General features: G+C 50.7%; 13 protein-coding genes. 9 read left to right on the top strand and 4 right to left on the bottom strand.

Features of this window, described 5'->3' with window-relative positions; genetic code table 11:
- Window positions 1-765: 765 nt before the first annotated feature.
- From MXE41_RS07585 to MXE41_RS07575, 3 genes are all read right to left on the bottom strand, one after another.
- Window positions 766-2,409: an FAD-dependent oxidoreductase gene (locus MXE41_RS07585; protein ID WP_247100065.1), complete on the bottom strand. Its 1,644-nt coding sequence runs from the start codon at window positions 2,407-2,409 to the stop codon at window positions 766-768.
- Window positions 2,410-3,068: 659 nt separating this feature from the next.
- Window positions 3,069-3,632 (bottom strand): alkyl hydroperoxide reductase subunit C, encoded by a 564-nt coding sequence (gene ahpC, locus MXE41_RS07580; RefSeq protein ID WP_246977975.1) that lies wholly within the window; start codon window positions 3,630-3,632, stop codon window positions 3,069-3,071.
- Between the two features lie 403 nt (window positions 3,633-4,035).
- A complete protein-coding gene (locus MXE41_RS07575) occupies window positions 4,036-4,200 on the bottom strand; it encodes a hypothetical protein (protein WP_247100064.1) in 165 nt (54 codons plus the stop codon).
- A 359-nt stretch (window positions 4,201-4,559) separates the two neighbouring features.
- Here MXE41_RS07575 and MXE41_RS07570 point away from each other — a divergent pair, with 359 nt between their 5' ends.
- The 9 genes from MXE41_RS07570 to MXE41_RS07530 all read left to right on the top strand — a co-directional run bounded on the left by MXE41_RS07570 (window position 4,560) and on the right by MXE41_RS07530 (window position 20,027).
- Complete coding sequence (locus MXE41_RS07570) at window positions 4,560-5,348, top strand: ZIP family metal transporter (protein WP_247100063.1); 789 nt, start codon at window positions 4,560-4,562, stop codon at window positions 5,346-5,348.
- Window positions 5,349-5,761: 413 nt separating this feature from the next.
- A complete protein-coding gene (gene murJ / locus MXE41_RS07565; RefSeq protein ID WP_247100062.1) occupies window positions 5,762-7,330 on the top strand; it encodes a murein biosynthesis integral membrane protein MurJ in 1,569 nt (522 codons plus the stop codon).
- A 521-nt stretch (window positions 7,331-7,851) separates the two neighbouring features.
- Complete coding sequence (uspE, locus tag MXE41_RS07560; RefSeq protein ID WP_247100061.1) at window positions 7,852-8,811, top strand: universal stress protein UspE; 960 nt, start codon at window positions 7,852-7,854, stop codon at window positions 8,809-8,811.
- A 601-nt stretch (window positions 8,812-9,412) separates the two neighbouring features.
- Window positions 9,413-10,342, top strand: a complete 930-nt coding sequence (locus MXE41_RS07555; protein ID WP_247100060.1) for an AEC family transporter — start codon at window positions 9,413-9,415, stop codon at window positions 10,340-10,342.
- Window positions 10,343-11,078: 736 nt separating this feature from the next.
- Entirely contained in the window at window positions 11,079-12,080 is a 1,002-nt protein-coding gene (locus MXE41_RS07550) for an HlyD family efflux transporter periplasmic adaptor subunit (protein ID WP_247100059.1), read from the top strand.
- Window positions 12,081-12,430: 350 nt separating this feature from the next.
- Window positions 12,431-14,578, top strand: a complete 2,148-nt coding sequence (locus MXE41_RS07545) for an ATP-binding cassette domain-containing protein (RefSeq protein ID WP_247100058.1) — start codon at window positions 12,431-12,433, stop codon at window positions 14,576-14,578.
- Between the two features lie 218 nt (window positions 14,579-14,796).
- The gene (locus MXE41_RS07540; protein WP_247100057.1) at window positions 14,797-16,164 is read left to right on the top strand and encodes an ABC transporter permease; all 1,368 of its coding nucleotides are present in this window, start codon (window positions 14,797-14,799) and stop codon (window positions 16,162-16,164) included.
- Window positions 16,165-17,271 carry an ABC transporter permease gene (locus MXE41_RS07535; RefSeq protein WP_247100056.1) on the top strand — a complete coding sequence of 369 codons (1,107 nt, stop codon included), beginning with the start codon at window positions 16,165-16,167 and terminating at the stop codon, window positions 17,269-17,271.
- A 2,336-nt stretch (window positions 17,272-19,607) separates the two neighbouring features.
- Window positions 19,608-20,027: a hypothetical protein gene (locus tag MXE41_RS07530; protein WP_246979023.1), complete on the top strand. Its 420-nt coding sequence runs from the start codon at window positions 19,608-19,610 to the stop codon at window positions 20,025-20,027.
- A gap of 1,479 nt (window positions 20,028-21,506) precedes the next feature.
- On the opposite strand, the gene MXE41_RS07525 is transcribed toward MXE41_RS07530, so the two are convergent.
- Window positions 21,507-21,929, bottom strand: coding sequence for a hypothetical protein (locus tag MXE41_RS07525; protein WP_247100055.1), 423 nt, complete (start codon window positions 21,927-21,929; stop codon window positions 21,507-21,509).
- Window positions 21,930-21,933 lie beyond the last annotated feature (4 nt).

Below are 21,933 nucleotides of genomic sequence, written 5' to 3'. Positions count from 1 at the left end.
GAACAAAGGAGAAGCTGTCATTCCTCTCCAGGTTTTCCTGCTCGGGTTAGCCTATGCTAACCGTTCTGTGTAACCATGTCAACAAGCTGAGTAACACAAATTTTTCACTTGATAAGCCCTGTTAATATAACAGCAATCAACACCATGTTAGCTACAGCTAACCACAAACCCGTAAACAGGCCCTGACCAATTATAAAACCACCTCAAAAACACCCCTCCCATGCACCGCAATCTGGGATAACAATTTTTGCCCTTGTACCTGTCCATGCCCCAGCGCACTGTTTTGCGGCACAAGTTTCCAGCTTAAGCTCCCGCCACATCAATACCACTGCAGAGTCTTGCAGTGGACTGCATTTCATCAACCTGGCGCCAGCAGCATCACCTGATTGTTCAAAGGCAGTCCGCGCAGTACTGAAAACAAAAGACCAGTCTCCGAACAATCAGAAACTGGTCTTTCAGGTAATTCAGGGACACGCTGCCCGGACACAACGCCATGGGCATACTGTCCTGGGCATACTGCCCTGGGCATACTGCCCTGGGTTCACTGTCCTGGGCATACTGCCATGGTTTCACTGTCCATGGGTTCACTGCCCAGGTGACTAAGCTGCTTGCAACATTGCGCCAGCAGAAAGCTGTCAGCCCTGCAGGCTGTTTAGCATATGGTTGCGGCTCTTTGGCCGAGTGGCCTTATCGATGTCTTACAGTCCTGAAACGTCAGGAGTTGTGCTCCTGTGGGGATTTATAAGAGCCCTGATACTGAGGGTCTTATATGGCGCTGACGCTCTTTAAGTAATCAAGCAGTTCTGGAAGCTGCTTCTTACCAAAGCTAATCTGCTGGCCATTTACTACCAGACAAGGTACGGACATGACTTTGTACTCATTGCGCATATCAGGGTACAGACCTACGTCATAGACGTGGGTAGTGACCTTGTCATTTAAGGAGGCCATGCGCTGGGCGGCAACCACGAGGTCAGGACACATGGTGCAGGACAGGGAAATAAGTACCTGCATCTTTACGTCCTTATCAATGGCCTTCACAGCCTGAAGCTCGCTGTCCTCAATCTGCTGGCCAGGACCGGCTGCGTTATACATGCCCAGTACAAAGGAAGAGAACTCATGGCCACCAGGCACACCGTGGAAAGCCATGCCGGTAGAAGAGCCATCCTCACGGACAAACTCAACAAATGGCAGATGCTCGCCCTCAGAGGTGGTGTCGAGTGACAGCTTGTCAGACAGAGCTGCCAGCTCTTTCATGGCATTGAGTAACTCATTGCCCTTGTCATCACCACTGGTGTGTACACGCAGAGTAACTTTGGAAGTCATGCGCTCAAATACAGCATTGAGCTGTGGGATGAAGTCAGGTGAAATGAAGCTTCCGGCTGCCTCAGGAGCGATAGAGGCACGGTTCTCCTGGGGAGCCTTACGGGTAGCGTTTGGCACCTCAGGTACCAGACCGGTCTTGTCATGCATCTGAGCTGCAACCTTTTCCATGGCAGCAGCTGCCAGAGCACCATCAGCAGTAGCAGTAACCACCTGACGCAGAGTCTTGATGCAGACATCGCCGCCGGCGAAAACACCCTTCACGCTGGTTCCCTGATTATGATCAGTAATGATGTAGCCCTGCTCATTGAGAGCTACCTTGTCCTTGACCAGAGCGGTATTTGGTACATAACCGGCAAAGACGAATACACCAAAGGTATCGTTGTCAGCGGCCTTGTACTCAAAAGTCTCACCTGTCTTGTTGTTGAAGATACTGGCACTGGTAATACCCATGTCATTGCCCTCAACAGACTTGAGCTCGTGATTGAAGAGCACATTGATCTTAGGGTGGGCCATTACCTCATCAGCAATGGAGCGGGCACAGGAGAAGCTATCCTTACGTACCAGAATAGTTACTTTGGTAGCGTAACGGGTCAGGAACATGGCCTCTTCAGCTGAAGCATAGCCGCCACCTATTACCAGCAGCTCCTTGCCAGTGAAGAACTCGCCGTCACAGGTGGCACAGTAGGCAACACCGTGACCACGGAACTCAGCCTCACCGGTAAAGCCAATATGACGCGGGTTGGCACCGGTACAGATCAGCACGGCAAAAGCACGCATGGTGCCACGGTTGGTAACAACTTCCTTGATATCGCCATCAAGCTTGAGGTCGGTAACTTCAGCAAGCTTAACCTCGGCACCGAAATTCACAGCCTGGCGGCGCATGGTTTCGGTAAGAGCCTCACCAGAGGTGTTCTCAATGCCCGGATAGTTCACAACTTCATGAGTAATGGTGATCTGACCACCAAAACGGTCCTTTTCCAGCACCAGTACACGATAACGCGCACGGGCCAGATAGAGGGCAGCTGTTAAACCGGCAGGACCACCGCCTACGATAATGGCATCAAATAAATTGTCATTAGTGCTCATAAACATTGTTACCTTAATAATGCACAGCCCCGCTTACAGGCATCATTGCCGAGCCCCAGACAGCCGTCCTTATGAAATCGTTTGCAAAAACAAAGGCGGCTCAGCCTCTGAGGCTGAATTTCATGCAGTCGCAGGCCGTAAGTCGCTTCTCTGTCGCAATGCCTCCCAGGTCATGCCTGAGAGTGGGCAGCTGCCGGCACATGAAGTGGCGTCCATCTAAATGGTGCGCTGTGCCGGGCTAATTACTTACGGAGGTGTTTCCCTGTCTTAACTGTTACTCTGGCGGGCGGATATGCTCAAATTACTACTACACGGCCCTTGCGGCCGAAAAGTGACATGCCTGAAAAGCGCTCACAGTAAGCCCAATTGCATTAACTGCAGTGAACTGCTTTTACTAAGGCACAGATACGTGCTAATATACATAAAGTTAGCTATAGCTAACTATTTATGCACAACTTACAGACCCCTTGCGTGCATAATCAAAAAGCCCCCGGATCCGCTGACAGTGTCCTACTGTTGATACGAATGCCTGGGGGCTTTTATTTGCAGGATGACAAAATACGCCTGCATATACAGGAAAGTCCCCTTACGGGGACTTCCTTGAGGGTACAAAACCCTGGCATATTCAGCCTGTTAACTGCTGGTAATCCAGCGGTTAATTAGAGCTTACCTACTAAGTCAAGACCTGGCTTTAAGGTAGCTGCACCTGGCTGCCACTTGGCTGGGCAAACCTGGTCGCCGTGCTCAGCAACAAACTGTAAAGCCTTTACGCGACGCAGTAACTCGTCAGCGTTACGGCCTACGTTACCGGCGGAAACTTCGTAAGCAGCAATCTTGCCTTCTGGGTTGATAACGAAAGTACCACGCTCGGTTAAACCGGCATCCTCGATGAGAACCTCAAAGTCCTTGGCCAGAGCCTGAGTTGGGTCAGCCAGCATTGGGAACTTGCAGGCCTTGATGGTCTCAGAGGCGTCAGCCCATGCCTTGTGAACAAAGTGAGTATCGCAGGATACAGAGTAGACTTCACAGCCGATAGCCTTGAACTCCTCATACTTCTCGGCGAGATCCTTTAACTCGGTTGGGCATACGAAAGTGAAATCTGCTGGGTAAAAGAAGAATACAGACCACTTGCCTAACAGATCAGCCTTCTTGACCTCCTTGAAAGAGTCGTTTACGTAGGCCTGAACGGTGAAATCTGCAACTTCCTTATTGATTAAAGACATCTATAGCTCCTTAAAACGAATCACCTGTCTGTCACCGGACGCTCTGCCAGAGCAGTCACATTCCGGTTAAAAGACACTCATATGCAAGTATATGAGTATTCTGAATAATTGTGCTGAGCAAATCTTAAAAGTGTGCACTGGGGCATGAATTTGAAAAATACCACCTTACCACTTTCAAGACCAAGAATTCTGTTTCGTTTCAGCGACATTACAAAGTGAATTATCACTGAACTTTTGATGGGTCCATTATATATTTCCTGTAAAGCTCTGGAAGATCACTTGATAAATTGCATCACTACTGATGAAGATCTCCTGTAAAATCACCATATTTTTAAAGGATCTTTAATTTAGTAAGCCCAGGCAAATCCCGATTAAATGCCAATTGCTTAGAGCAATGTCACGTTTAAAATAATTTCTGACCTGCCCAATTATGCAGGCGAATATTTCCCCTATTTTTACCACCAAAGTGATATGTGATGATTTCCTGTAAATTCACCCGGTTTTTGAGCTGAATATTGCCCGGAACTACCAGGGTCAGACCGGACTGCCCCTGCTCAATAAGTCTCATACAGCCGATCCAGCACTGCCCTGTCAGGCACTGCCCATATGAGCACTGCACGGAGCAATCAGGCTCAGCACGGCAGTACGCAGGCAGATTCATCCCATCCACCACGGACAGCACGGCATTGCACAGGCACATTCTGCCCGTCTGCCCAGGACAGTACGGCATTGCACAGGCACATTCTACCCGTGTGCCCAGGACAGTACGGCAGTACGCTGGCACATTCAGGCCGTCCGCTCCGGAAAGCACGGCAGTGCACAGGCACACTCTGCCCGTCTGCCCTTGACAGCACGGCAGTACGCTGACACATTCAGCCTGGCCATACTGCACATATCAGCATAAACCTCACATATTAAGGACTGGTTATGGATGCATTGCTCTCTACCTTCTATGCCACAGCTTTTACCTTTGCCATGACTGCTGCCGGTGCTGCTGCCGTCTTCATTGCAGGTCGCAGCCCCTCTGCTCTGTTTACCCGTCTGTCACTTGGCTTTGCAGCAGGAATTATGATCGCCGCATCCATGTGGTCGCTGCTGGCTCCAGCTATTGAGCGGGCTGAAAGCGAAGGTACGCTGCCGGCCATTCCTGTAGCCGGAGGCTTTATTCTCGGTGCAGCCTTTCTTATGGTTCTGGATCGTCTGATGCCTCACCTGCACGCCAATACCAATGTTCTGGAAGGTCCCCGCACCTCTCTGCCTCAGCATCAGCTGCTCTTTCTTGCCATGACCATTCACAACATTCCTGAGGGAATGGCTGTGGGCATTTCCTTTGTTGCAGCAGCCGCTGCAGGTACACCTGAGGCATGGTCAGCAGCTGTGGCTCTGACTATTGGTATGGGCATTCAGAATATTCCTGAGGGAACGGCTGTTACCCTGCCTCTTCGTTCCAGCGGAATGAGCCGCTTCAAGGCCTTTTTAATGGGAGCTCTGTCAGGACTGGTTGAACCGATTGCTGCCATGACTGTGGTCTTTCTGGCTTCTTTCTTCATACCTCTGATGCCATGGCTGCTTTCCTTTGCTGCCGGGGCCATGATTTATGTAGTGGTAGAGGAACTCATTCCTGAGGCCCGGCTTGGTGAACACTCTGATATGGGCACCCTGTCCGTGCTGGCAGGCTTCGTCCTGATGATGGTGCTCGATACCTCCCTTGGCTGATTTCAGTGAGCAAAGGTCACAAAACATGCCTGCAGCCGCCGTCAGCCAGCCCGCCCGCCCGCGCTGCATACTGCCCCACAGCCTGCACTGCGGACAGGACTCGCATATGCTCCTGCACAGTGTATACGGACAATCTCCAGACAGTGCCCGACATGCTGCGCACAGTGCAATGACACTCTCCGGACAAGGTCCGCTCATGCTCCGGATAAGTTTTGGACCATGGCATGGCATGACCAGGCCATGACCTGTCCATGGCATGCCTTGTAAGAGCAAAGTCCGGGCATGGCAGCTTTGGCATGTTCATGGGATAATAAGGGGTTTTGCCTGTACAGGTTCGGGCAGCAGGCACTGCATGCCCCTTATATGGCCTGTGACGGACAGTGTTTATTCATGTCATTTGTGGTGCCTGTTTTATGACCGAACTAGTTAAAAGACCACGCCTGCTGCGTTCTGGCATGGTAACGGCCGCTGCCACCTTCCTGTCCCGTATTCTGGGTATGGTCCGTGACATTGCCATTGCCCAGCTTCTGGGTGCCGGCCTGATGGCTGACGTCTTTTTCTTTGCCAACCGTATTCCCAATTTCTTCCGCCGCCTCTTTGCAGAAGGCGCCTTTGCTCAGGCCTTTGTTCCTGTACTTACCCGTACCAGCAAAGAGCAGAGTTCAGCTGAGCTCAAGGAGCTGATTGCCAAAAGTGCCGGAACTCTGGGTCTTATTGTGCTGGTAATTTCAGTCATAGGCATGCTGGCCTCTCCAGTGGTAACAGCCATTTTTGGCTGGGGCTGGTTTGAGTCATGGCTCAACAATGGTCCTGACGCACACAAATTCACCCAGGCTTCTTTCCTTCTGGAAATTACTTTTCCCTATCTTTTCTTCATCACGCTGACCGCCCTGTGCAGCTCCGTGCTCAACGTTCATGGATCCTTTGCCATTCCGGCTATTACTCCATGTCTGCTTAACATCGTGATGATAGGCACTGCCTGGTTCATTGCCCCTGACTATGAAGACCCTAATGTCATTCTTTCTCTTGGCATGGTCGCTGGCGGTGTGGTCCAGCTGGTCTTTCAGCTGCCTTTTATCTGGCGTCTTGGACTTATGGTGCTGCCACGCTGGGGCTGGAGTCATCCTGGTGTTGTGCGCATCAGAACTCTGATGATCCCGGCACTGTTTGGCGTGTCAGCAAGCCAGCTCAACCTGCTGGTAAATACCGTTCTGGCTTCTTTCCTGGCCACAGGATCGATTTCCTATCTTTACTACTCTGACCGTCTGCTTGAGTTTCCTATTGGCATTTTTGCCGTAGCCATTTCTACCGTAATCCTGCCGGCCCTGTCACGCTGTGACATCAAAACCCAGCACGATCAGTACAACAAAACTCTCGACTGGGGCGTACGCCTGGTGCTCCTGCTTGGCATTCCTTCAGCCCTGGGCATCATTGCTCTGCGTGAGCCGATTCTGCGTGTAATTTTCATGCGTGGAGCCTTTACAGAAGAGCATGTGCTTTTAAGCTCCAGCTCACTGCTGGCCTCTGTTTCGGGCCTTTGTGCCATCATGCTGGTAAGAGTACTGGTACAGGGTTTTGCTGCCATTCAGGACACCAGAACCCCGGTACGCTGCTCTATTGTGGCCATTGCCGCTAATATCGTCTTTAACCTCATTCTGGTATGGCCTCTTGATTACGTGGGCCTTGCCCTGTCAACAGCACTGGCAGCCTTTGTCAACGCAGGACAGCTGCTCTATCTTCTGCACAAAAGAAAGATTTACCGTATTTCCCGTCAGACCCTGTTATTTATCTTCAAAGCGCTGATTGCCGGTCTTATCATGGCAGGATCAGTACGCTACTTCTCTCCTGACTTTACCCAGTGGGCACAGATGACCACGCTGGTCTCCGTTGGCTGGCTCATAGCATTCATCATCGGAGGCGCAGCCGTATTCGTGATCTCCTGCCTGATCATGGGCATTCGCCCACGTCAGATCAGAATGTAGGCTCAGCCTCCACCACGCACACTGCCTCACAGGCACGAACTCATGCATGAGCGCGAAGCCGGGGCACGATGCCAGGCCGGGGCGTGACGACGCTCCACGGAGCGACGCAAGGAGACGCTGTCAGGCGCCGGTAAGCGGTGCCGGGAGTATGCTTACGGCCCCGTTTTCAGGCTTATGGCCAGCTTATGAGAAAAGAGCAGGCCCGCCACAGCTTATATCCTTTAACTGGTATGGCTGATAGCGGGCCTGTTTTTTTATGTTTTGGTCATGCTGCATGAATGTTTAAGGGGCACGGCACAGCCGCAGCGGGGCCTTTTGGGGCAAATATTGATCCTGAATCACAAATTGAGAGACATCATGGGCGGTTTTGCGTCCATATCACGCCCATTGTCTTAATATAGAGTTAAGTGTTTGAGCACCTTTTGGGCGTGTCAGCCAGCACATCTCCACCATTAAATGATCCATGCACCCCTTGAGGTCAGCACCATTGGAGATACATGCTGTGCTTAAGGAGATTGCTGATGAGACAGTACAATAATATCCTGGTCATCATTGAGCCTAAAAAAGACCAACAGCTGGCCTTGAACAGGGCCATTGAGATTGCCCGCTACAATCCCAAGGTAACTATTACTGCTCTTCGTCTCATTTATGACTTCTCTAACGATATTCCTTTTATCGGCAAGAAGAGCGAAATTGCCTCTCATGAGGACGTTGAGCAGGTAACCAGTGAAGAGCTGAACAAGATCATTGCAGCCACTCTGGAAAAGCATAACGATATGGACATTGATAATGTGCGTATTGAGCCTGTTATCAAGTGGACCCGTGACATTTCCGAGGGCATGCTGCTGGAGGCCAACTCAGGCAAATTTGACCTGCTGATCAAGGCTGCAAATCACCATGGCCTGCTCGATTCCATCATCTTCACCCCTCACGACTGGAACCTGCTGCGTCACTCCAGAATTCCTGTGGTCATTGCCAAGGATCACAAGTGGACCAGCCAGAGCTCCATCGTGGTAGCGGTTGACTTCACCTCCAACGAAAAGCAGCTGATGAATGTTCTGCTGCTGCGTGAGGCTCAGCTCCTGTCAACCATTACCAAGGCTCCAATCCATCTTGTTAACAGTGCACCGGTGGTTCTGCCTACAGTGATGCTCGAAGTTCCAAACTATGCCCCGGAACTTTATGCCGACAGCATCCTTGCTGAGCACAAGAAGAGAATTATCGACTTTGCTCATCACCACAATATTCCTGAAGAGAACTGCCATATTGCAGAGGGCATGCCTGATGATGTGCTGCCAAAGCTCTGCAAGAAGCTCCATGCCAATACCGTCTTCATCGGCTCTCATGGCCGTGCCGGTGTCGGCGCTGCTCTGATAGGCAATACCTGCGAGGAAATTGTAGACTTCATCAATGCTGATCTGTTCGTGCTCAATCGCAATACCCTTGTTCACGAAAACAAAACAGCACACACCCAGGAGTAGCAGTAAATACTTCAAGGTCCGGTCCTGACATCTGCACCTGACAGTAACGTGCACCTCAGGCGCCCGCCCATAAAGGTATCTGTTACGTTTTGTAAAGCAAAAAGTCCAGACATGTTTATACATGATCTGGACTTTTTTGTATTTGCTGAAAACAGAATTACGCTCACTGACCAGTCCTGATTATGCTCACCAGGCCAGCAAGATCATAGCTATATGATGAGAATAATCATGACCAGTCAGAGAGCAGAACACGCCCGGTCAGCATGAGCAATCATGACCGCATGCTGGCAAAGTTGCCCCCGCTGATGGGCAGATGCGTACTCCCATGGCAGGCACAGCTACAGCCACTGGCGTGAAGATGCGTACTCCCATGGCAGGCAGAGTACAAGGCGCTAAAACATGATTTATACAGCAATGTTCCCGGTAACATAACAGGGTTATAATAACCCTGATCCCCTTGTTGCAACAGTCAGCACGACTGCTGATCCCTGCGCCATTGCCTGCTGGCTTACCGCGCGTGTGCTGCAGCTTTTACCATTTGTAACCCTGACCGGTGGTGGCACCTGCTTTACAGGCTGCCCATAATTTTCAGGCCTCTGCCATGAATCCAGCTCTTAACAGCAGTCTGAGCGTTCTGCTCATTATCATCATCGCCTATTCTTTCAAGCGCCTTAAGATGGTCAATATTGACACAGCCAGGGCTATGTCCTCTGTGGTCATGTACCTGACCCTGCCCTGCGCCATATTGAGCTCAGCTCACGGCATGCAGTTTGATACCTCGCTGTTTGACATTATGCTGCTGTCCATAGCGGCAGGCTTTGTTCTGCTGCTGGTGGGCTTTTTCTCATCTCGGGATCCGCGCCGCCGCGTGTTCAACATGCTCAATATCTCCTGCTTTAACATCGGCAACTTCGTAATCCCATTCATGCAGAGCTTGATGAGTCCCAAGGCCTTCCTGGCCCTGTGCATGTTTGACTTCATCAATGCCCTGTTCTGTTTTGGCGGCTCCTATGCTGTGGCCATGTACATGAACAGACGCTACTTTCCAGACGAGCATATCAGCCTCAAATCCATTTTCAGGGAGATGTCCAAATCCCTGCCCTCCTACACCTATATTCTGGCCGTGATTCTGGCCGCCATGCATCTGCAACTGCCTGACTTTATCATGGGACCTGTCAGAACCATAGCCGGAGCCAATACCCTGCTGTGCTTTATGATTATTGGCATAGTGCTCCAGCTGAAGATTACAGGCGAGCAGCTGCGCATGATTTCCAAAGCATGGCTGACCCGCTATGCCCTGTGTGGCCTCATGGCTGTTCTTATCTGGCTGTTCCTGCCTCATGATTCTGAAGTACGCTTTATCATCATGATCATAGTAATGGCTCCTGTAACCTCACTGGCTCCTATCATGACCATGAAGGGCGTGCCTGAATTTACCGGTGAATCAGGCAATCTCAACACTGTGTATATTCTGACCTCCATCTCCATTATTGCTGTTCTCAACTCCCTGTCCCCGCTCTTCCTGAGCTGATGCCCTTCATGGCTGTCCCCGCTCTTCCTGAGCTGATGCCAATCATGGCTGTGCCCGCCCTCCCCACACTGCCCGAGCACCATGGCCATTAACATGACCAGGCCCCACCTGGTCATGGCCTGGTCAGCATGGCCATGGCCGGCAAGGCCATGACAGGGCCATCGCGCTATGGGCTGCAACGCCGGCAATCCGTCCTGCCTGGACGTAGCAAAGCTACCAGCCTGTATCACCTGCTGGCTGATTTGCCTCCCTCGTGAAGTTATCTCAAGCTCACTGCAGCACCTTAAACACCGTAACCGTGCCGTAAACCGTGTTTTTTGTGCCGGTCCCGCACACGGGCCCGCGATGGCCAGCCACGCCCGCAGCTATGTGATAAACTGTGATCATCAGCCGGACATTTTGCTTCACATGCTCTGATACCGGCACAACAATACATACTGACAACGACCATTACTTTTCCTGGTGGATACGCCTGTGTATGCACCTGAGGAGGGGTATGCTTTCCCCTGAATAAAGCCCATGAACCGGGTATTGTGTAATCAGTCGATAAGTCTTATTCCTTTCCTCAGCAATAACAGTGGTTTTCTTGCGGGTAGCTGAGGCAGTTTTATTCGGTGTGCCGAACATGCCTGCTGGTATGCTCAGGCTCTGCTCCGCCGTGCTTTGTGCTTTTTATCTTCAGCATCTGCCTGAACAGGAGGCGGTGACCCCTTATAGGACGGGGTCCTGTTGACTTATGAAAAAATCAGTTCTTATTGGCGCTGCCTCTTTGGCAGTAGTAATGCTTTTTGCATGGGCCCTGCTCTTTCGTCAAAGTATCGATCCAGATAAGGCACACGGTACTGTAGACATTCAGGACAGTCTGCTGTCATTTGAAAGAGCCGGAAAGATTGTTTCCCTCAATGCTGATGAGGGCAGCCAGGTTAAGGCTCATGATGTACTGGCCGTACTCGACAGCAAGGATCTTGACCACCAGATCCGTATTCAGTTTGCCCAGTGTCAGGCTGAACAGTCCCTGCTCGATCAGTATCAGAACGGTTACCTCAAAGAAGAAATAGACAGCGCCCGCGCCGCTGTTGCCAAAAGTCAGGCTGCAGTTGATCTGGCCTCCATCACCTATGAGCGCAACAGATCACTGCTCAGGAGCAAGTCCATTTCCAAGCAGGAGTTTGACAGCTCAAGGGCCAGCTATGACGAAGCCAGGGCAACACTTTCTGAAGCTCAGGCACAGCTTGCACTAGTAGAAAACGGCTATCGTCAGGAGGTTATCTCCTCCCAGGCTGCACGTGTTACTGCATGTAAAGAACAGCTTTCCTATCTGAAGTATCAAATTGAATCCCAGGGTATTATCAAGGCCCCGTTCAGCGGCACTATCCGTACCCGTACCCATGAAATCTCCGACTATGTAGGCTCAGGCGAGACTATCTTTGCCATCACCAATGAAGACAGCAAGAAGATACGTATTTACCTGAGCGATGCTCAGCTGCAGCTGGTCAAACTGGGCCAGAAAGTCAGTGTCGAGGTGCCTTATCACGCCCCTTTGAGCGGCCGTATCTCCTTTATCAGCCCAACAGCCATGTTCACACCCAAGAGCGTTCAGACAGAAGAACTGCGCCCTGATCTCATCTATGAGGTCAATGTTGAGGTAAACGACAAAGAGCATGTACTGCGCTTTGGTCAGGCCATTACTGTCTACCTCAAAGGTCAGGCTCCGGACCGTACAGTCAAAGCCGGCTGATCTGCCTCAGGCCTTGCCCACAGCAATGCAGCTCATGCAGGCGTGGGCACAGGCATGGACAGTACAGCCTGCCCGCAGCGGCCAGGCGGTGCCCTTACCGGCCGCCCGTACTGGCTATGCTGAGCCCTTTCGGGCCGTCTGTACAGGCCATGCTGAGCCCTTACCGGCCGTCTGTACAGGCCATGCAGTGCTCTTAACGGCCGTCCGTGCCGTCCAGGCGGTGCCCGTACCGTACCGGCGGGCTATGCAGGTCCGGTCCAGGTATTACAGCCTGCACGCATCATTTGAACACTATCCATGACTCTTGAATTCTGAAAGCTCCATGCGCTCAGTAAAGAGAGGAGAACATCATGGCTGATCTTATTGCTCTTGATAAACTCACCAGACGCTTTACCCGTGAAGACGGCTCAGACCTTTCTGCGCTGGACGGTATTGATCTGCATATTGACTCCTCACATCACATGATTTCCCTGATCGGACCTGACGGATCAGGCAAATCAACCCTGCTTAAAATCATCGCCGGCATCGACCGTCCTGATGAGGGTACCTTTTCCCTCTTTCTTGACCAGGACCAGAGCCCTCACGGCAACACCATTGGTTACATGTCGCAAAATCTTGGTCTTTATGAGGACCTCAGTGTCGGAGTTAATCTAAGACTGTTCTGTAAGCTGCGTGACTTTGATATCCAGTCCCTGCGCACTGATGCCAGTGCTGAGCACGGCATTGGGCGCGGCATTGGGCGCAGCTCTGAGCATGTCCCGGCCCAAAGCTCACGGCCCTGTGCAGCAGGCGACCTGAGCAGTACAGCACGCGACAGCAGCAGTGCAGCCAGCAACAGCAGTGCCTCTGATGGCAGCATGTGGAGCCGCATTATGGGCCTTATTGGTCTTGAGGGCGGCGGCCGTGCAGGTGCCGGTACAGAAACTGGTGGTATCGGCAGCTGTGCCATGGACAGCCAGGAATCGGAGTGGAGCACAGATGAGCAGGAGGCTGCTCTGGATGCCTATCTTGATGATCTGCTTACTCAGGTTGGTCTAATCAAATTCAAGGACTACAAGGCTGGTTCACTTTCTGGCGGTATGAAGCAGAAACTGGCTCTTACCTGCGCTATCAGCGCCCGCCCTGGACTTTTGCTGCTTGATGAGCCTACTGTAGGCGTTGACCCTATTTCGCGCCGTGAACTGTGGGACATCATTACTGATTATCTGGAGCGCACCGGCAGCTACTGCATATTCTCCTCGCTTTACCTTGAGGAGGCAGAAAAAGGGTCACTTACTATCTTTATTAAGAACGGCCGTCTGATTTATTCAGGCAGCGCTCAGGAACTGCGCGATCGTGTAGCCAGTCAGTGTTTTGCCCTCAGTCCCGACAGCAGCCTGTCCTATCAGCAGGTAGCCCGTACCATGATGTGTCAGCTCGAGCGCAGCCATTGCATCATGGACCTCTGTCCACGTATGGGCCGCATTGATCTGCTTACCCGCACTCCGGTAAGTCCTGATGAGCTCAACAGCGATCTGGAGAGCCTTTTTGCAGGACAGGAAGGTCCATTTAGCAATTTAAGCCGCAGTCGCTGGAAGTTGAGCGCACGTGATCCCGTGCTTGAAGACGCCTACATCAACCTTACCTCCTCACAGCCAGATGAGCATGGCCATGATGCCGGCTCGGCCGCTGCTGCAGACTTTACTCCTGACAGCCGTCATCAGGACAGAGCTGAGCTTACTGCCCAGCAGCATGAAGAGCTCAAAGATGAGTCAGGACGCGAGGTCATTATTTCTGTTGATGGCATAAGAAAGACCTTTGGTTCCTTTACCGCCGTTCATGACTCCAACTTCAAGGTCTACAGAGGCGAAATTTTTGGCCTGCTCGGTCCTAACGGTGCGGGCAAGACCACTACCTTCCGCATGATCTGCTCTCTGCTTAATCCCAGCGCCGGAACCATTCTTATCAACAATATGGAGCTCAAAAATGCCAAGAGCTCGGTACGAGCCACCATTGGTTATGTAGCACAGAAGTTCTGTCTGTATCGCAAGCTTACTGCCAGACAGAATCTTGAGTACTTCGGCCAGAGTTATGGACTTACAGGACAGGAGCTGGACAGCCGCATCAGCTTAATATGCTCTGTATTTGGCCTGACACCGTTTTTAAACATTATCTCGGTCAATCTGCCTTTTGGTATTCAGCGCTCCCTGTCCATGGCATGTGCTCTTATTCACCGGCCGTCCATTCTTTTCCTTGATGAGGCAACCTCAGGGGCCGATCCGACCTCAAGGCGTGCCTTCTGGTCCATGATTGCCCGTCTTGCAGCTCATGGCACCACTGTTATTGTCACTACCCACTTTATGGAAGAGGCAGAGTACTGCGACCGCTTTTTAATTCAGGATCAGGGCAAGATTCTTATCCTGGGCACCCCTGACGAAATATGTGTTCACGGCTCAAACCGTATCTCCATTGAGGAGGCTTTCGTCAACTGTGTTATGGAGCGCCGCAACGCCAGCTGACGCAGCCAGCGCCACTGTCGGCCCGCATCAGGTGCAGGCCGCTGCTGGCCACCTTCAACAACTGCGGCGGCCACAGCAGCACCGTATGTAGCTGCGCCCTGTGGCGCTGCAGCATACAGCCATGCTGCCAGGCATGACGTCAGTCAGTAACTGTAAACCAGATTTGTGCAGGCTGCCCGCTGCTTTGCAGGGGCACAGATTGATTCAGGAGGCCTGACATGATTAATCCCGTTCATGTAAGAGCGCTTATCAGTAAGGAATTTGCTCAGATTCTTGCTGACAAGTCAGTGCTGATCGTAGCCTTTGTCATTCCACTGCTGCTGGTAGTGCTCTACGGTACCGGCATGCGTATGGACATCAAGCCTGTTTCCGTTGCTGTGGTCACCCCTCAGATAGATGATCTCGTGGGCCGCGAAATTACCATGGCCATGATGGGATCGAGCTATTTTGATGTGCAGGCTGTCAGTAATGAAAAGGATGCCAAAGCGCTGATGCAGCGCCATGAAATCAGTGCCTACGTCATGATTCCCAACAATGTGGCGCAGTCAGCCTTTCATCACCCTGTACAGATAATGGTGGTGCTCAACGGATCTGACGCCCAGTCATCCTCACTGGCCCGCAGCTATATTGAGTCGGTAATAGCAGGTGGCACGTCCATCAAAGGACTGTCCCGTCAGGTTACCTACCTGAGTTCAGTAAATCAGCGCAATATCATGACCTCGGGTTCAGCTGCCTCTGCAGGTGTTAAGGACATTCAGATTATTTCGCGCAGCTGGTTCAATGAAAGTAATCAGTCCACCTGGTATCTGATGGCAGGTCAGATCATAGGCATTCTTACCCTGATGTCAGCTTTCATGAGCTCCATTGTTATTGCCCGTGAGTTTGAGCGCGGCACCATGACCGGAATTCTGGCCACCAACGCCACAGCAGCCGAGCTGCTTATGTCCAAGATTATTCCTTACTATGTTCTTTCCATAATGGGAGGAGTGCTGGCCACCCTGGCCATGTTCTTACTGTACGACCTGCCTTTCAGAGGATCAGTGCTCATGTTTGTCCTGACCATGGCCATTTATCTTTATGTTGCTGTGCTCATTGGCCTGCTGATTTCTGCACTGACTCAAAATCAGTTCCTTTCAAGTGAGTACGCCATTATTCTGAGCTTCCTGCCATCCATCCTGCTCTCAGGAGCTCTTTTTGATCTGCGCTCAATACCTGCTGTTATTTCCTGGGTTGCCCATATGCTGCCTCCAACATATGCGGTAGAGTCATCCAAAATCTGCATACTCTCTGGAGGAAGTCTCGACATTCTGGTACGCAACGCCGCTATTCTGCTGCTCTTTGCCATAATCTTTACTGCAGGATGTTATCTGGCTATCAGCCGTCACTTCCGTCGCTACTGGCCGTACAATCTGGCTGGCCCGGCAGCACCAGCTCAGGCACCATCCGGTGCCGGTGCAGCAGCTGCCGCAGCTCCTGCTGCAGCAGTCGCAGCGGGTCATGCAGCTGATGCAGCTGCGTCTGTATCAGACGCAGACTCAGCAGACCTTGGCGACCACAGCCAGGCTGATTCAGGAGAGGGACGATAGATGAGTGCTTCACTTGCTGCATGGATTCGACTGATGTCGCTTATCCGCAAGGAATTTGTCGTCATGCTCATGGATAAGGGCACGCGCAAAATCCTGATTCTTCCTATTATCATTCAGTCCATACTCTTTGGTTATGGTGCCACCTTTAACCTTGAGCGTGTTCCCTACATCATTTTCCAGGACAGCTTTGATGCCACGGCCGTATCCCTGGTTCATCAGATTAACAACAATAAAACCTTTGAACTGGTCAGAGCCTGCCATGACGAACAGTGCTTTAATGACAGCCTCAATCATGGTGACGCCCTGCTGGGCATCTACATTGCCAGTGACTTCAGCCAAAACCGTACTGTTTTTGTGGCTACCGACGCGCGCAATACTTCGTCGGCTAACACCGCTCTTGGCTACGTGCAGACCATAGTGAGCGATCTCAACAGTCAGCGCCGCCAGCAGTCTGCTATTTCAGGCGGTATTCACCTTGATTACCGCTATTTCTATAACCCTAACAACTACACCAGATTCAGCATCATGACAGGCATGATCCTGGCCCTGTCCATGATTCAGGTGTTACTGCTGTCATCGCTGTCAGTATCGCGAGAGCGCGAGGAAGGTACCTTCGACATGATGCTCATGGCTCCGCTCACTCCTGTAGAAATACTGATTGGCAAGGCCTTTCCTCCTACTATTATTGCTGTCTCTCAGGGACTGGGACTGTTTTTGATCTGCATACTGTGGTTCAACATTCCTTTCCAGGGTAACTTCCTTGCTCTGGTAACAGTAATGAGCGTATTCAGTGTCTGCATCGTAGGCATTGGTCTGGCTGTTTCGGCTCTGACTGATACCTCACAGCAGTCAGTGGTAATTTCCTTTACTATTTTGCTGCCTACCATCATTCTGTCAGGCATGATTACCCCCATGTCGGCCATGCCGGAGATGATGCAGTATGTCAGCATGATTAACCCTTTCTACTACGGCCTCGAGGCTCTGCGCCGCATCTACCTTGAGGGTCAGACGCTCATGCAGGTATTCCACCTGATGCTGCCTCTGTTTGCCATTGGCGCCGTAACCCTGAGCACAGCCGTCTATCTCTTCCGAGGCAAGCTGGGCTAAAAGCGCTGCGGCCAGCGCTGCGGCCAGCCCGCCAGCCAGGCATTCATTCATGTCAGCAGCTGCATCACATACCCGGCGTGCGCAGCTGCAGTCATGTGCCCATGCTCAAAACCCTGTCCCCCGACCTCTTTCCCTGCTGTACACCAGACCTCACAGATGCAGTCTCCAGCAGGTGCTAACGGCTTCCTCCGGCCGTCAATGCTATCGATTGCATAATCTGCCCGGACTGGTCTTACATCATAACTCCCGCTTAAATCATTGCCGCCATCCTGGGCTCTGTCCTGATTTTCTGAGCCAGTTCATCCACGGCAAGAGCAGAAGAGCAGTCCCACTGACATTGTTACGGCAGGGAAAAGTGCACTCTCTTACATTTGCCAGCCCTTTCCTTTCATCACTGCTGCTCCTGTCTGCCTGACTGCCTACAGCACAAATGCCAGCCCCCACAATTTAGAGCATGATTACTTAGAGGCTGCTATGGTCTGATTATTATGCAGTCTCCAGGAACATCCCATTGCTACCGCAAAGGCCCAAACAGGCCCTAAACTGGAGTGTCAGACATGGAGCGCATTGATGCAAGAGCAGCTCGTCTGCAAAGGCCAGGCACTAAATAATTTATAAAATATTTTGTCCTGGCATGATATAACCCCCTGTTTGTGTATCTATGAAGTCTGTCTGGGAAATTATTTCTTTCAGCTTTACAGACCTTCGCCAGGTATTGCCAGGATGATTTTGGAGATGGTCAGATAAATGGTTTTAGTACTCATTATTCTGAACTGTCAGTATGAGCTGCTCTGAACAGGTGCAAAAATGTGAGCCAGGTGGTGTTTTTGAATGGATGTAAACAGTCTTTTACGTTTCGCGATCTGTGTCACATTTGCGCAAGCGCATATACATTCACAAAAGGCCATTTGACGGGCTGGATATGCATTTTTACGTGCCCGAGCACATTTTTACATCACGATTTTTATGCTATCTGCCATCGTTTGCATTTGGTGTGCGTGCTTTTTGCGTGCACATGATTTTGCGCTTCTTTACACATCAAATAATACGGAAATTTAATCAACACCAGGGAGAGGCAATAGCTCTGCTGCAATTTATGTTATCTGGTAACATCATGATAAAAATCAGGGACTGTTATTAATATTGCCCATAAACACGCTGTTTACCTTTATTTTCTGTGTCATATTCACTGTATCAACAAGGTACAGCACTACATCACACATGTTTGCATCTATAATATACCTGTAAACCTTGATTTTATCAGGAAATTTTCGTTTACATTCTGTTTACATGCAGTCATGGCAGAATGGCCCGGAAATTTACCATGATGAAACAATTAAAGACTGTCTAAGATTTTTAGTACAGTACCCCCTCAATCCTTGCGATAAATACGGGATTTTTGTGATAATATAGATACTAATGTCTGTTATTGGCTAGTTACTACCAAAAGCACTGAAAAAGTTCTAGAATATCGCAAGACAAAAACAGGCCCGGACTTATCAGCGGGCTGACTTCTTGGAAAGCCGGTCAAGAAATCAGGCTGAAGAGAACAATGACCTGTTATCCGGCCGGGAGATTCTCAGGATGGCAGGCAAGAGACAGTGCGGTAATGACTATGCAGATCTGAACTGTATGGGCCGCCCTAATTTTCCGCTAAAAGTGTTTTGATATACTCGCGGTAATAATGGGTTTGACAAGTGCCACTACCCCAGGCACCTCAATTAAAAGGCATCAACAGGAGCTGCTCAGCAACTGGCTGAAGCAGAAGAGCAAAACGACTCGGATATCATGCTGAAATTACAGCACCAGTGATAACCGGAACGGGCTGATCACATGCTTTGTAAACATTTCAGCACGCAGTCCGATGATCATGGTATGTATCTTGGTATGCATCTAAGTATGTATCAATGCTGTTTAATCAGTTTTCCTTCCAGACAAAGCTGATCCGGACGGTTGACTACCGTACCTGAGGCTGCTCCGTATTGGACCAGCACAATCACAATTCCCCTTGAGACCACTATGGGCCCAGGGCCCTCAAACAGGCATACAGAGCACGGACAGTGTCAATCTGTCGCATCTGTATAGCCTGGTTTCATGGAGTGACAAACAGATTTTTTAACAGTTGTAGCGTTACCTGAAGCAGACAGGTGGTTATCTGTCTTTACCAGTTTCTCCTTAATATGGATATCAGGATGATGATATGGACAAGGAATAATGTCATCATTCGGGGCTGGAGCGGACAGATTAATTCCTTATGTTTTGGCTAGTCTTGTGAGCCATGTGGATATCACCGGCTCCGTAAGATAACTTCACTAAACTTGAAGGCGCGTTTAATCATGATTAAAGAAAACCAGCCAAAGGTTCCAAACCTTCCTCCGCTTATTGCTAACGGTGATGCCAGCCGTGGCTACTACGTATGTACTTACAAGAACAAATGGGACAGTGACAAGAAGCGTTCTGTCAGAATTCGTTCTACATCTGTAGGCCGCGTACAGGGCAAGGAAAAGTTTGGTCTGATTGAGTTCTATGAGTCTTTCCTCAAGCAGTATCCAAGCCTCAAGCGCTTCCAGGTATATCGTACCGATGGTCCACAGCGTCTTGTATTTATTCCAAAGCCACCACGTCGCCGCCGCCTCAAGGATGAAGCTCTGGTAAGCCAGAGAGCCTCCTCACAGCTGGCAGCCCGCGCTAACAGCATGCTCAAGAAGACCACTGATGTCTTCAATGATGATTCAGATTTCGATCCATCATTATAAACAGGCCATAGTACAGTCCATATAAGGCTGAACTTCTGGTTTTGGTCGACTGTCTTTGCAGTCCAGACTGATGCTGTAGCTCATAGCGCTTAAGGATATACATGGCTCATTGCAGTAAAAGCTGCAATTCCTGTGTTCCCATGGACAAAGGAATTGCAGCTTTACTTTTTTACGCTTTATAAAACCCCAACTCTTCTTAACTTCGCTTTTATTCACCCCACCACCCTCACCCTCATCCGGGCCTCCCGTCCAGCGCCCACACTCATCATGGCCGCCTGGCCCGCGCTCACACCTCATCATGGCCTCCCGTCCAGCGCCCACACTCATCATGGCCTCCCGTCCAGCGCCCACACTCATCATGGCCTCCCGTCCAGCGCCTACACTCATCATGGCCGCCAGGACAACGTCAACACTTATCCGGCATTCCCTGCCAGAGCATCGTCAGAACCTGAACTAAAGCCAGCACCAGAACAAAGGCAAGCGCCAGACCGTGAATAGTCCCAGGACAAGAGCTCTAACCTATGCCAATCCTGTTCGGGAAATAACTACAGTTAACCTGAGGGGATCCTGCAGCCCTCCTGAGCGAAGCCATTCCACGCACGTCGCTCATAATCAATCCAACATCTCATCTCTGCAGGTATGACCTCAATCGTAAAGCTGCAACATCATTTAGCGCTCGTGCAGTTATGCGAGCCTTATGCGTCAAGCAATGTCCTCAATGCCAGCCCCAATCTCTCCAGCCCAGCAGAAACAGCAAACAAAGCATTCAGTAAGGGCTGGATTATTTTAACAGCGACTAATGGCTGCCCTCGTCTACCTTCTGATAATTAAGAGTGTGACAGTGCGCTGTAAGATACATCCATTTACGAACGTAATTCTTTTATAAAGTGCTTACTGGACATTGCAAAAGAACACAGTCCTGGAGGCAGCGCTGTGGCGGCACCTGATGCTACCTTATGGCCCCCTGTGGCACCTGATGCTCGTCGATGGCAGCTTACAGCACCTGGTGCGCCCTGTGGCACCCGATGACACGAGATGGCACCTCATGGCAGCTGGTGACCCCCGATGACACCTTATGGCACCTCAAGACAACTTGTGAGTGTTCATAATGCATTGCAGCACAGAGCTCTATCAAACGTTATGCAGGGCGCTACGTTAGCCTGCAGGAACTGTTACTCAGGTTACGCAGACCGCATATCTGCTCATATGAACGGAATACGGCAGCTGAGCTGCTGGTGTGGCTGCCGGACAATGGCTGAGGGGCAAGTGTGCTGTATCAGCTCTGCATCTCCTTGCTATTCAGTAGAGATGCAGACTGTTACGGTAATTAGAGAGTGTTCGGAGGCAGTAAGCGCGCTGGTCTGCTCTGTGGCAGGACGTACAGTCAAAGTACAGAAAGCTTTAAGGGTAAAGCCAGAGGGTAAAGCCAGAGGGCGAAGCCTTATGGAAATGTTTGAGGCCAAAGAATGATGGCAATGGTTACGGGCAAAGAATGATGACAATGGTCGCGGGCAAAGAATAATGGCAATGGTTGCGGGCAAACAATGATGGCAATGGTTGCGGGCAAACAATGATGGCAATGGTTGCGGGCAAAGAATGATGACAATGGTCGCGGGCAAAGAATAATGGCAATGGTTGCGGGCAAACAATGATGGCAATAGTTGCGGGCAAACAATAATGGCAATGGTTGCGGGCAAAGAATGATTGATAAGCTTGCGGGACAAGCCTGTGAGCAAAGATTGATGGTACTTGCCGGATGGATATGTGTCTGCAGGCCCGGGTTGGGGACGGACTTGCCGTGGTCGCAATATAATAGATTTTAGAGCGTAAAAAAGGAGGTCCCTTTTGTGGGATCTCCTTTTTTGGAAGCTTGCGTCTGGGAGCTGCTAAAGCAGCCACCATGAAA

This window comes from Anaerobiospirillum sp. NML120449 (assembly GCF_023051105.1).
Lineage (GTDB): Bacteria > Pseudomonadota > Gammaproteobacteria > Enterobacterales > Succinivibrionaceae > Anaerobiospirillum.
Note: the sequence above shows the minus strand (reverse complement) of the source record. Positions and strands in the feature narration are given on the sequence as shown.

Excerpts from the sequence above, each read along its gene's own strand:
- MXE41_RS07570 (WP_247100063.1), top strand. The coding sequence starts at position 4,560 with ATGGATGCATTGCTCTCTACCTTCTATGCCACAGCTTTTACCTTTGCC.
- MXE41_RS07575 (WP_247100064.1), bottom strand. The coding sequence starts at position 4,200 with ATGAGACTTATTGAGCAGGGGCAGTCCGGTCTGACCCTGGTAGTTCCG.
- ahpC (WP_246977975.1), bottom strand. The coding sequence starts at position 3,632 with ATGTCTTTAATCAATAAGGAAGTTGCAGATTTCACCGTTCAGGCCTAC.
- uspE (WP_247100061.1), top strand. The coding sequence starts at position 7,852 with ATGAGACAGTACAATAATATCCTGGTCATCATTGAGCCTAAAAAAGAC.
- MXE41_RS07545 (WP_247100058.1), top strand. The coding sequence starts at position 12,431 with ATGGCTGATCTTATTGCTCTTGATAAACTCACCAGACGCTTTACCCGT.
- MXE41_RS07555 (WP_247100060.1), top strand. The coding sequence starts at position 9,413 with ATGAATCCAGCTCTTAACAGCAGTCTGAGCGTTCTGCTCATTATCATC.
- MXE41_RS07540 (WP_247100057.1), top strand. The coding sequence starts at position 14,797 with ATGATTAATCCCGTTCATGTAAGAGCGCTTATCAGTAAGGAATTTGCT.
- murJ (WP_247100062.1), top strand. The coding sequence starts at position 5,762 with ATGACCGAACTAGTTAAAAGACCACGCCTGCTGCGTTCTGGCATGGTA.
- MXE41_RS07530 (WP_246979023.1), top strand. The coding sequence starts at position 19,608 with ATGATTAAAGAAAACCAGCCAAAGGTTCCAAACCTTCCTCCGCTTATT.
- MXE41_RS07535 (WP_247100056.1), top strand. The coding sequence starts at position 16,165 with ATGAGTGCTTCACTTGCTGCATGGATTCGACTGATGTCGCTTATCCGC.
- MXE41_RS07525 (WP_247100055.1), bottom strand. The coding sequence starts at position 21,929 with ATGGTGGCTGCTTTAGCAGCTCCCAGACGCAAGCTTCCAAAAAAGGAG.
- MXE41_RS07550 (WP_247100059.1), top strand. The coding sequence starts at position 11,079 with ATGAAAAAATCAGTTCTTATTGGCGCTGCCTCTTTGGCAGTAGTAATG.
- MXE41_RS07585 (WP_247100065.1), bottom strand. The coding sequence starts at position 2,409 with ATGAGCACTAATGACAATTTATTTGATGCCATTATCGTAGGCGGTGGT.